Genomic DNA, 13,575 nt, shown 5'->3' with positions numbered 1-13,575 from the left:
CATTAACGAGCGCTGACACTTTCGTAATTACGTTTAACAAAATCAAGAGCATTTTTTAGAATTTCACCCATTGAATTGCTCTTCTTAAAATTGACATCAGAAGTATATTCAAAAATGTCCTTTTTGAGTTGGGCTATATTTTTCTTGTTTGAAATTTCATCAGACATCATGCATTTTAATAACGCCTTAATTCTGCTGTTAAAACTAATCATCCGCTTAGCAACGATTGAGCGTTCTTCAACCTTGTATTGAAGAACCGATTCCTCTTGAATTTTATCTCGAACCAATTCAACCATCTTATAGTTTTCTTTGAAAAACTGTGGACGATAGATCTTCAAATTACCCTCGTAGGACTGCTGATCAAAATCGATGGCTCTAATATTGAAGACCACATGATCGAAATCGTGTGTCGGTACAATCACGTAGTTATAAGATCGCATATCACCTAAAAGTCTAATCATACAACGTTCATTGAACTTTATAAACTCTTTGGCAATTTGAGCCTTTTCAGAAGACGTGCAATCGGGTAACATGTTTTTGATAAACTCATCGCCTGGAATGCCTGCAATATGTTCTTCGATCAATGTATTATCACAAACTAAAAAGTTCAGATTGTATGGCGATAGCATATGCTCTAACTCCAAACCATATATTCTCGAAGCATCTGCTTTTTTTACATAAAAATGGGTATAGTTATCATTGAGAATATTACGCACTTTAACTCTAAAAGGTTTAGAATTTCCGAAAGTGCAATAATCGATAGCATCGATATTCAAATATTTTAAGATCCCTTGACTTCCATCTGAAATTAAATGTGAATACACCTGTTTTAGATTATGATCGATTTCTTCTCGTTCAAATTCATTGTAATAAACTCTGATCCAAAGGGTATCTTCATCATTCTTATCATACACCACCACTGATCCTTGAAAACGTAATAAATCTGAATATAAAATGGGAAGATTAATGTTTCTTTTATAGTCAGATAAGTATTTGTTTAATTTATCTGAAACTAAATAGGACGGTTTCTTTTTCGATATTTTTAAGTCATCACTCATCGTTTAAAAATAAGATTTTATTTAAAAGTCTGTAACAAATTTTATTAGTTTTCGTCTTAAATACATATACTTAAATTTTTAAGTATTTTACACAACCAATCAATCTTTAAAACCCATCATATCTTGGAGCCAATCCTTACAATCAATAATCTTACGAAGAAATTTGGCTATTTAACGGCCGTAAAAGATTTAAGTTTTACCATTAACAAAGGAAATGTCTATGGCATTTTAGGACCTAATGGAAGTGGAAAATCTACTACTTTAGGTATCGTTCTTAATGTTGTAAATAAAACCAGTGGTGATTTCCATTGGTTTGACGGTAATACTACCACGCACGATGCCTTAAAACAAGTTGGAGCTATTATTGAGCGCCCAAATTTCTATCCCTACATGACCGCTGCAGAAAATTTAAAATTAGTTTGCCGAATTAAAGGTGTAGATCACAGTAAGATCGATGAGAAATTAGATGTTGTAGGCTTATTAGACAGAAAAAACCATAAGTTTAAAACCTACTCTTTAGGTATGAAACAGCGTTTAGCCATTGCATCTGCCTTGTTAAATGATCCTGAAATTTTAATTCTAGATGAACCTACGAACGGATTAGATCCACAGGGTATCCATCAAATTCGTCAAATTATAAAGGAGATCGCCGCCGACGGAACAACCATTCTTTTGGCTTCTCACCTTTTAGATGAAGTTGAAAAGGTTTGCTCGCATGTAGTCGTTTTAAGAAAAGGAGAGAAATTATATTCTGGCCGAGTCGATGAAATGATCAGTAGTCATGGCTTCTTTGAACTTAAAACCGACAAGCATAATGAGCTGCTGAAATTATTGGAAGCTGATACAAACTTCGGAAAAATTAAAATCGAAGAAGAACTGATCACAGCATTTTTGAATCAGCCAATGTCAGCTTCAGATTTCAATAAAATGATGTTCAATAAAGGAATCATATTATCACATTTGGTGAAACGAAAAGAAAGTCTTGAAGAGCAGTTCTTACAGTTAACCGATAATCAACAAAATTAAAATCAATCAACATTCCCTTCAAAGGGTAAAAACGCATAATTCATTTTAGAATTAGTCAAAACCAATCAATTTTTATGTTACGTCTCGTTAAATTAGAATTACAAAAACTCTGGCTCAATAAAGTGAGTCGCATACTCATTTTTGTTTCTTTTATACTGCCTTTCACCGTATTGGTACTTTCATCTATTAAGATCAATTTCTTTGGTTTTTTTACACTCGAATTAGGTGAGCTAGGAATTTTTAATTTCCCAATCATTTGGCATATTACCACATTCTTTGCGTCCTATTTTAAATTTTTCTTTGCCATTGTTGTGGTAAGTATGATTGGTAACGAATACAGCAACAAAACCTTAAAGCAAAATCTTATTGACGGACTCAGTAAAAAGGAGTTTATACTCTCTAAGTTCTATACAATCGTATTCTTTTCGATTTGTGCAACCCTTTTAATTGGGTTAGCATCATTTTTTATCGGATTGTATTATTCTAGCTATACCGAAGTCTCTATAATTTTTAGAGAGGTTGAGTTCTTACTGGCCTATTTTGTAAAACTTGTAGGATTCTTTAGCCTTTGTTTATTCTTCGGAATGTTGCTAAAACGTTCAGCATTCGCTTTAGGATTCTTATTCGTATTATATATTTTTGAATGGTTAATTTTCTGGGGTGCTTATGAAGCCCTTGGAAGTGGTGATCTGGCATTTAAGGTGAAGAACTACCTGCCATTAGAATCCATGTATAAACTTATCGATCAGCCTATTCAACGTATAGTAATGACCAAGTTTCCGGAGAAAACAGATATCGCATACGACTATGCTGTTCATTGGTACGAGATCGTGATCGTCTTAGGTTGGTCAGCACTATTCATCTTTTTATCGTATCGATTATTAAAAAAGAGAGATTTGTAATATCTTTGGTAGCTATCGCTATTTAACTTACCTATACTAAAACTGGGAAAATAAGAGTTCTGGTTGTTATATGTATTGAAAGTGGTAGTGACTCACTAAAGATGTTATGAAAAAGCTCGGTTTTGTATTTCTCTTACTCATTTTGTCTTGCCCAATTTTTGGGCAAAATGAAGCCTCATTTTGGTATTTTGGACAAAACGCTGGTGTACGCTTTAATGCTGAAACCGGAACAGTTACGGCCGTTACAGATGGACAAATAAACACGCTCGAAGGTTGTACCTCCATCTCGGACGCTGACGGAAATTTACTCTTTTACTCTGACGGAAGTACCGTTTGGAATCGCAATCATCAGATCATGCTTAATGGAACAGGGCTCCGTGGTGATGACTCTAGTACATCCTCTGGTGTCATTGTACCAAAACCGCAAGACCCAGACTTCTATTACATTTTTACCGTAGATGAACCTCATCATTTTAATACATTGAATTTCCCAGGCGACATTGCAAACGATGGCGTCAATGATGGATTAATGTATTCGCGTGTCAATATTCTTGATGCTGGCGGTCTTGGTGCGGTAGACGCAGTTGAGAAAAATGTTCCACTCATAACCTATGATACAACTAATCAATTAGCTTCAGAATTAAAATGTTCTGAAAAGATCACTGCTGTTAAGGCCGATGATTGTTTTTCATTTTGGGTTATTACACATTTTGGAGATACCTTTTATGCGTTCAAAATTGATGAAAACGGTGTAGATCCTGATCCTGTAACATCAGTAGTTGGACCTAATATTCCTTTAGAAGGCTACAGACGAAATGCGCTTGGCTATTTAAAAGCTTCACCCGATGGTACGAGATTAGTATCAGCTAATTTTGGAGAATCTACTCTTCCTGGTCAAGATGCTGGTGGTGGGATTTATTTATTCGATTTTGATAATGATACAGGAATTGTTTCAAACAGTGTAGAATTATACAGTGCACAGAATAATAATAGCCCTTATGGTGTAGAATTTTCTGCTGAAAACCAAAAAGTGTACGCAACAGTAGGATTCTCGCCATCTGGTAATGGAGCGAGTCAAGTACTTCAATGGGATTTAACCAGTGCTGATATTCCAAATAGCTTACAAGTGGTTCACACTTCCAGCACCATTAGTGCCGGAGCTTTACAATTAGGTATCGACAGACGTATTTATCGCGCACAATTCGAATTTGGTAATAATGGCACTGGCGCGAGTAGATATCTTGGGGTAATTGAAAATCCCGAAGCTGATGGCCCTGATATTATATATAATGAACAGGGTGTTCTGGTAGATGTTAATGGCTTTGAACAAAATACGAGTAGAATTGGTCTACCGCCATTTATTCAATCCTTGTTTAATTCTCAGACAGATATTATCAGAAATGGTATTAGCACAACAGAATTACGACTTTGTACTGGCGATGATTATACCTTAATTGCGGACGATATTGCTGGCGCTGATTATGTTTGGACTTTTGACGGAAATCCATTAGCAGAAACCTCGAATGAACTTTTTATCGACACACCAGGGTTTTATGAAGTCTTTATAGAACCAAATAACGGCGATTGCCCTATCGAAGGTAGTGCTGTTGTAGGTGTTTTTGATATCCCTGTTGCCAATCCCGTACAAGATGAATTTGTCTGTGACGACTCTGGAAATGACGGAATCTTTGAAGGTTTTGATTTTACTGCTAAAAATACTGAAGTCTTATTAGCACAGGATCCTGATCAATATACCGTGCGTTATTTTGAAAGCTTTGATGATGCCGATAATCTCGAAAATGAAATTACCTTTCCTTATACAAATAGCGTAAATCCTCAACCGATATTTGTTAGAGTGGATAATAACGACAATCCAAATTGTCGAGATATTACTTCTTTTGAAGTCACCGTGTATGATACACCTCAGATTGCACAGCTAAACAACATTGAATTTTGTGATAATGAAGGCGATCCTACAGATGGTTTTGCAACAGTAGAATTAGGTGATTTAGTCCCTATTATTCTGGGCAACCAAGATCCAAATGAAATTAATATCAGTTTTCACCCAACAGCAACTGACGCAGATAGCAATGGTAGTACCTTACCGCTCACATATACAAATGTAACACCTCTTAACGAAACGATATTTATCCGTGTAGAAAATGTAAATAACACAAGTTGTTTCAGTACTGGAAGTTTCGAATTTATCGTTAATGATGCACCTATAGCTAACGATATTTCAATAGTACAATGCGATGAAGATGGCATTCCTGAAGGGTTTACCACCTTCAATATAAGCTTATTTAATGACGATGTTGTCAATAATGAACCTGATCGCGATGTGACGTATCACCTTTCATTAACTGATGCCGAAAATGCTGCTAATCCTATTAATGCAGATGCGTTCGAGAATTTCTTCAACCCTCAAATAGTTTATGCAAGGGTTGCCAATTCAAACACAGGTTGTGTAAGTTACAGTGAAGTATCGCTTGAGGTAAGTACAACCGCTTCTAATAACGCCAGTTTGTTTGCATGTGACGACGATGGCGTTGAAGACGGTATCACACAATTTGACCTGAACACCACAGATGCTATAGTGCTTGCTGGTGCACCTGCCGGACTCGATCTTCAGTACTACGAAACCTATCTGGATGCCCTTTTGGAAAATAATCCTCTTGGAGATACATTTACCAATACAATCCCTTACAACCAAACCATTTATGCGCGTGTTGAAAATTCTAACGCTTGTTATGGCATTAGCCAGGTTGAACTCACCGTAAACAGGCTTCCAGACATCGTCACAGAATTTGAGACGCTTTATTGTTTGAATAGTTTCCCGCAAACTATAGTCCTTGATGCTGGCTTGGTTAATGATTCGCCTAGTAATTATTTCTTTGATTGGTCAACTGGTGAAGATACAGCCACGATTGAAGTAAATGCTCCTGGCACATACACCGTTAGAGTAACAAACACTGATGGTTGCTTTAAGGATCGTACAATTACTGTTCTTCCTTCGAACATTGCAACAATTGATAATGTTGAAATTAGAGATGCTTCAGAAAACAATTCGATTTCAGTAATTGTTAGTGGTGAAGGAGATTATGAATTTGCCCTCGACAATATAAATGGCCCTTACCAAGATTCAAACATTTTTGAAGATGTTCAGCCAGGTCTTTATACGGTATATGTTCGAGATAAAAACAATTGTGGCATCGTTGAGGAATTGGTTTCGGTTATAGGCTTCCCAAAATTCTTCACACCAAATAACGATAACACAAACGATTTCTGGCAAGTAAAAGGAATTAGTAGACAATTCCAGTCAGATTCGTCTATTCTCATTTTTGATCGCTTTGGTAAACTCCTAAAAGTCCTTGATCCTCTCGGACCAGGTTGGGATGGCACATACAACGGCGCTAAAATGCCAACCAGTGATTATTGGTTTAGAGTGCAACTCCAAGATGGCAGGACCTTCACAAGTCATTTTAGTTTGAAGCGATAGATAAAAATTGTAACTTAGTTTATCAAACTAAGTCATTTGAAAAGAGCCCACTACATACTTTACATGCTTATGTTTGGTATAAGCTATCCTCTGTTTGCGCAAGATGTTTCATTATTCCAGCAATTTAATGGGCGCTTTGATTATGTTGCTATTGGTAACACGCTCAATACCACAGAAAATGGCCCATTCGGACCCTGTGCAATTCTTACAACATCGTCTGCTGACCTAAATCTAAGTGCAACTCAAAATGTCACTGCCGCATACCTATATTGGGCAGGATCTGGTAATGGAGATTTCGACATTCAAGTGAATGGTATCGATGTAAGTGCCGAACGAACCTTCAGCGATAGCCTAGATGCACAACGCGTCTTTTTCGCGGCTTACGCGGATGTAACAGATATTATTACGGATCAAGGAAGTGGAACATATACCATATCCGAATTCGATCTTACCAATATAATTACGCCTTATTGCCCAACGGGAACTAACTTTGGTGGCTGGGCCATTACAATAATATATGAAGATGATAGCTTACCGCTCAATCAACTAAATGTTTACGACGGTCTGCAAAGTGTACCGACATTCTTAAGTATTACTTTAGATAATCTGAATGTTCTCGATAACGAAGATGCACGTATAGGTTTTATTGCCTGGGAAGGCGACAGTGCTTTAGCAGTGAATGAGCAATTAACCATCAATGGTAATGTGATAAGTAACCCTCCATTAAATCCGTCTAACAATGCTTTTAATGGCACTAATTCATTTACGGGCGCTACCAATTTGTATAATATGGATATTGATGTTTATAATATTCAGGATAACATTAGTATTGGTGACACTTCTGCCACGATCACTTTAACTTCCGGACAAGATTATGTGATGATCAATAATATTATTACAGTTTTGAATAGCCAATTACCAGATGCTACTATTGCCCTCGACGATTTTATTGTGAATTGTGGCGACAGCAGTGTTGAACTCTATTATACGGTAAACAATTTTAATAGCACCGCAACTTTGCCAGCTAATACGCCAATTGCTTTTTATATCGATGATTTATTATTAGGTCAGAGTCAAACACTCAACGCCGTCGAAATTGGCGAATCTGAGAATGGTACAATAACATTAATAATCCCTGAAGAAACAGACCCTAATCTTTCAATAACCGCTATGGTTGATGATGACGGCACTATGACTGGGACGGTCACTGAGATCAATGAAGATAATAATACTGATGCCGCAGAGATTGAACTTTTAGTTATCCCTGATATCATTATGTTACCAGATCTATTAGGTTGTAACGAAGGATTTGAAACCTCAACTTATAATCTATTTGAAGGATTAGAAAGTTTAGACTTTGAAGTCGAGAATGTTTCGTTTTATATCAGTTTGAATGACTTACAAACAGAAACAAATGCCATAGTTGATCCCTCGATATATAATAACAATTCTAATCCTGAAACCATTTTTGTAAGGCTCGAAAGTCCACCTTGTTATGTAGTTTATCAATTTGATCTAACCATAGAAAATTGCCCGCCATTTATTCCTGATGGTTTTTCACCAAATGATGATACTCGAAATGACTGGTTCAATATACAAGGCTTGTATGATGTATTTACAGATCATGAGCTTCAAATATATAATCGTTACGGCGATATGATTTTTGAAGGAAACAATGAAAAACCGTGGTTGGGTAAAATTAACCGAGGACTCAATAATCATGGAAAACGCGTTCCGGTTGGGACATATTTTTACGTTTTAAATCTCAATGATCCCAACTATCGACCAATGGTAGGTTGGGTGTACGTAAATTACTAAAAATGTTAATTTTTTGGTACGTTGGTCTTATTCATTTGGAACTCTAATGAAGTCATTATAATTTTAAAGAACAGGCCATTCGCCTGAAAAATTCCCTCTTTTTTTTAAGACATCTCCCTCAATATGCTTTTTGTTTTGCATTGATCAAAATTAGGTTAAGGATCAACCAAAATATAATGATATGGAGTTTCAGGTTAAGAAACATTATGTGTTGAGGCTATAATGTTTTCGAAATTTCAATTTGGGAAAAAGACCTCTTTATGAGGTCTTTTTTAGTCCAAAAATGTCTTTACTCCTTTAAAATGTTAACATTTTGTGTATTTCATCGTGTTTTTTTGTATTTAATCTTTATTCCAAGTACATTTCATCGCTAAACATACAAATATCAACTGTCCCAAATCTCGTGGTATTTGTATTATAAAAACTTAACCATACTTTATGGAGTGTATTAACCGCGCCCTCTTTATTTGCTTATGCTTTATTTGCAGCATTTTAAATGCCCAGCAAATCACAGTTGATAATACAATTTCTCCACAAAATTTAATTGAGAATAATTTAATACAAGGTTGCGTTGAAGTGTCTAATATTAGCTCGCCTTCAAACGGTAGTGTTGTTGGTTTAGGTAGTTTTGGATATTTCGATAGAGCGGCTTCAAATTTTCCATTTCAAAACGGTATTGTCCTAACTACGGGTAATGCAAATTCTGCAGGAAACACCGAGAACCCCGAGATTTTAAATGATGGAAATTCAAGCTGGACCACAGATCCTGATCTTGAAACAGCACTAGGTGTTACTGGCACATTGAATGCCACATCTATAGAATTCAATTTTGTCTCAATTTCAAATCAGATTCAATTTAATTACATATTAGCTTCTGAAGAATATTTCGGGAATTTCCCCTGTCAATATTCTGATGGATTTGCCTTCTTAATTCGAGAAGCAAATAGCGGAAATCCTTATGTAAATATTGCACTCGTTCCAGGAACAAGTACACCAGTTAACACTAACACGGTTCACGATGAAATTGTCGGTTTTTGCGATGCATCGAACGAACAGTACTTTGAAGGCTATAGTTTAGGCGATACAAATTATAATGGTAGAACAACGGTACTTTCTGCCTCTGCATCGATTCAACCTAATGTAGAATACCAGATCAAACTGATCATTGCTGATCAAACCGATGAAAACTATGATTCAGCAGTCTTTATTCAAGGAAATAGTTTTAATGCTAGTGTAGATTTAGGAGAAGATTTTTCCACTTGTGCAAGCCTAGTTACCTTAGATGGTGATATTGGTAACCCACAGGCCGCGTACACATGGTTTTTTAACGATGCTGAAATTCCTGGTGCTAACCAAACTACTTTTGATGCACAACAAACAGGAAATTACCGAGTAGAAATTGAAATTCCTTTAGCCAATGGAACTTGTACTATTGAGGATGATATCAATATTGTAATTAGTTCGACACAATCTTCAGGTCCAATTACTGATTTTCAAGTTTGTGACGATCCAAGTAATGATGGTGTAGAAACCTTCGATCTTTCAATTAAAGATGCCGAAGTTCTCGCCTCAGTGCCACCTTCAAGCTATGTGATCAGCTATCACTTTAGCAGTACTGCTGCACAAAATGGTATTAATCCGATTACTGGTCCGATTCAGAATATAAGCAATCCAGATACGATATTCGTAAGAATTGAAGACACTACAAATGGTTGTTTAGCATTTTCTTCTTTCGAACTTATAGTAAATGAGTTACCAAATATTACAGATCCAACACCTCTAGAGGTTTGCGATGATCAAACTCCTGACGGTTTTACAACCATAGATCTTAATATAAAGAATGATGAAATAACCAACGGTCAGACCAATCTGGTTGTAAATTATCATTCTACGGCATCTGATGCTGCGTCTGGCATTAATGCTTTGCCAATGCCATATGTTAATACTAACGCAAATGAGCAAGTTTTTGTTAGTGTTCAGAATCCTCAGACCGGATGTCTCACTACAACGACTCTGGACATATCTGTACTTGCGAATCCGGTGATTAATACCGATGAACATTTCATTGACGCCTGTGATTCTGACCATGATGGATTTGCAACCTTTGACTTGACTTCGATTATTCCTGACGTCCTTCAAGGATTAACAGGTGTTACAGTTACCTTTCATGAAAGTAATGACGACGCACTAGCAGGAATCAATGCAATTGCTAATAGTACTAATTATGCCAATACCATTTCGGACGAACAAATTGTATATATAAGAGTGGAGAGCGATGCAACTGGTTGCGCCTCAGTAACGCCAATCGAAATTCACACCAACCTTTTACTAACGGCCACGAATATCCATGATATTACAATCTGTGATATTGATAATGATGGAATAGAAGAATTCACGCTATCATCTATTGAAGCGAGTATTATAAATAATTTACCTTTTAATATTACGGTTGATTTCTATCTTACCGAAGACGATAGAGATAATCAGTTAAATGCATTAGATAAATCGGTTCCATTTATTCCAACGAGTAATCCTCAAACGCTTTACATTGGTTTAACAAGTCTAACCTGTTATGATGTGGCGCAAATCAATTTAATACTTGTGCCTATTCAAGAATTCAATGCGATTCAAAGTCAGACGGTATGCGACATCGATCAAGATGGATTTACCACAATAGACTTATCGCAATTTGATGCATTAGTGACTGATGGCACAGATGGATTTGTAGTGAGTTACTTCTTAACAGAATCTGACGCAGAAACCAACACGAATGAACTACCAACTTTATATACAAATGTAACTAACCCGTTTACTGTATTTACTAGAATTGAATCTACTGATTCGGGTTGTGCAGACACGAATAATTCTTTTGAAATTACGGTGCTTGAAGCTCCTGTAACTTCTCCTCCATCAGATATCATGATCTGTGATGATGATCAAGATGGATTTTTTACCATCAATCTGTTAGATGTAATTCCTGAAGTTGTCAGTAGCACCAATGAGAGAATCATTAGTTTTCATACTACTCAGGATGACGCTGATAATGCTGCGAATGCCATACTGAATGAAGGTACTTATAATGCTCAGACGGAATCTGTTTTCATTAGAGTTGAGAATAGTGTTACAGGTTGCCACTCTACCGAGACCTTGAATATTACTATTAATACTTTACCTGTATTTACTGCAATTAGTAATTATAGAATCTGTGAAGATAGTAGTGATGGATTTGGTGATTTTATTTTCAATACTAAAGATGCTGAAATTCTGAATGGACAAACAGGCAAACAAGTCTTATACTATCTTAATCAGAACGATGCTGATAATCGTACAAACGCCATAGATAAGGATAATGTATTTCAGAATACAAGTAATCCTCAAACCATATTTGTGCGTGTAGAAAATCTTACTGATCAGAATTGTTATGGCACTTCTAGTTTTACTATTGAAGTCGGTACAAATCCTGTTTATAATCAACCTAGCGATTGGTTTGTTTGCGATGATATTTCTAATGATGGTGTAGAGGAATTTGACTTGTCAACTAAAATTTCAGAAATAGAACAAGGCATTTCAGAAAACCTAACCATAACATTTTACACCTCTTTATTTAATGCCGAAAATAGTATTGACGCACTTCCGCTTCAATATACAAATACGGCGAACCCGCAGACGATCTTTGTACAGATCGATAATGGAACGATTTGTAACTCCATTACCTCTTTTGAATTGAACGTCATTCAAGTGCCAGACGTTAATGCATCTATTCCGCTGACCTCTTGTGATGCAGACTATGATGGTTTGACGGTATTCGATCTTACCCAAGCAGAATTTGATATTTTAGATGTTAGACAAGATGATATTGTAATTACCTACTTTGCAAATTTTGAAGATGCCGAGGCCGATGTAAATGTTATTGCAGACCCTGAAGCCTATACCAATACTAGTAATCCACAAACCGTATATATAAAGATCACAAATACGATTTCTAATTGTTATTCCTTAGTACCTATTGAATTAATTGTGAATACACCACCGGCTATTAATGATTTTCAATCTTATGATATCTGCGATAATGAATCAAATAGTTTTGACCTATTGACGATCAATGACATTTTAGTAGATGACGCAAATGGTATTATGTTCGAATATTATTCCAACGAGGCTGATGCTCTGGCTCAAGAGAATGCCCTGGATACAAATTATACATACATCACAAACAGCGATATTCTTTTTGTTCGAGTAACATCAGGAATTACGGCTTGCCATATTATTTATGAATTCAACCTGAATGTAAATCCAATTCCTGTTGCTAATCAACCTGAAAACCTAGAATCTTGTGATGATGATTTTGACGGATTATTAGAGTTTGATCTCTCTCAGCAAGATGCAAGTATTTTAGGCGGACAAAATCCTTTAAACTATAGTGTGAGCTATTTTAATTCGGCTCAAGATGCTAATGCAAATACCTCGGCAATTGATTTGAATTACTTCGCTTTCGATTCTGAGATCATCTATGCAAGGGTTGAAAACAATACCACAGGTTGTTATTCAACTACCCAATTCTCGGTAACTATACATCCGTTACCAGTTATAGATATTGAAGATCAGGTAATATGTTTAGATAACTTACCATTAATTGTTTCTGCCAACACTAACATTTCTAGTGACCAATATTTATGGTCTACTGGAGAAATTTCACCAGAAATTGAAATCACAGAAATTGGCACGTATTGGGTAACCGTAACTACTGAATTTGGATGTGAAGACACACGTGTTTTTGACGTGTCAGAATCTGAAGCAGCAACTATCGAAGCTACTGAGGTAATTGACTTTTCAGACCCAAATAATATTACGGTAACTATTAGCGGTATTGGAGACTATCTCTACCAATTAGATGATGGAGAACCACAAGAATCTAACGTTTTTGAAAACGTAGCTATGGGATATCACACCATTACAATCATTGACCTAAACGGTTGTTCGGAAGTGACTAGAGAAGTTCTTGTTATCGACATTCCGAAGCACATGACCCCTAATAACGACGGTCAATTTGATACATGGCACATTGTAGGTGTGGAAACGCTTCCTGGAACAATCATCCATATTTTTGATCGCTATGGCAAACTTCTAAAAGTCTTGGGCCATGACACACCAGGCTGGGACGGAACCTTCAATGGTCATAAGCTACCAGCAAGTGATTATTGGTTTGTTGCTGATGTGAGACGTGGCAGTCAATCATTTCAAGTTAAGGGGCATTTTGCAATACGCAGATAAT

6 protein-coding genes are annotated in these 13,575 nt (G+C 36.3%); 5 read left to right on the top strand and 1 reads right to left on the bottom strand.

Annotated elements, in window-relative coordinates; all coding sequences use genetic code 11:
- Window positions 1-2: 2 nt before the first annotated feature.
- Window positions 3-1,058 (bottom strand): hypothetical protein, encoded by a 1,056-nt coding sequence (locus DDY94_RS07780; RefSeq protein WP_111683539.1) that lies wholly within the window; start codon window positions 1,056-1,058, stop codon window positions 3-5.
- Window positions 1,059-1,181: 123 nt separating this feature from the next.
- Between DDY94_RS07780 and DDY94_RS07775 the strand changes: the two genes are divergently transcribed.
- The 5 genes from DDY94_RS07775 to DDY94_RS07755 all read left to right on the top strand — a co-directional run bounded on the left by DDY94_RS07775 (window position 1,182) and on the right by DDY94_RS07755 (window position 13,574).
- Window positions 1,182-2,084 carry an ABC transporter ATP-binding protein gene (locus DDY94_RS07775; protein ID WP_111683538.1) on the top strand — a complete coding sequence of 301 codons (903 nt, stop codon included), beginning with the start codon at window positions 1,182-1,184 and terminating at the stop codon, window positions 2,082-2,084.
- Window positions 2,085-2,158: 74 nt separating this feature from the next.
- Window positions 2,159-2,986, top strand: coding sequence for an ABC transporter permease (locus DDY94_RS07770; RefSeq protein ID WP_111683537.1), 828 nt, complete (start codon window positions 2,159-2,161; stop codon window positions 2,984-2,986).
- A 106-nt stretch (window positions 2,987-3,092) separates the two neighbouring features.
- Window positions 3,093-6,485 carry a T9SS type B sorting domain-containing protein gene (locus DDY94_RS07765; RefSeq protein ID WP_111683536.1) on the top strand — a complete coding sequence of 1,131 codons (3,393 nt, stop codon included), beginning with the start codon at window positions 3,093-3,095 and terminating at the stop codon, window positions 6,483-6,485.
- Window positions 6,486-6,521: 36 nt separating this feature from the next.
- On the top strand, window positions 6,522-8,303 hold the full coding sequence (locus DDY94_RS07760; RefSeq protein ID WP_232817838.1) for a T9SS type B sorting domain-containing protein: 1,782 nt from the start codon (window positions 6,522-6,524) through the stop codon (window positions 8,301-8,303).
- 438 nt (window positions 8,304-8,741) lie between these two features.
- Entirely contained in the window at window positions 8,742-13,574 is a 4,833-nt protein-coding gene (locus DDY94_RS07755; RefSeq protein WP_111683534.1) for a T9SS type B sorting domain-containing protein, read from the top strand.
- The last annotated feature ends 1 nt before the right edge of the window (window position 13,575 follow it).

Source organism: Winogradskyella tangerina (genome assembly GCF_003260205.1).
Lineage (GTDB): Bacteria > Bacteroidota > Bacteroidia > Flavobacteriales > Flavobacteriaceae > Winogradskyella > Winogradskyella tangerina.
The sequence above is the reverse complement of the archived record's forward strand: the minus strand, read 5'-3'. Positions and strand labels throughout refer to the sequence as shown.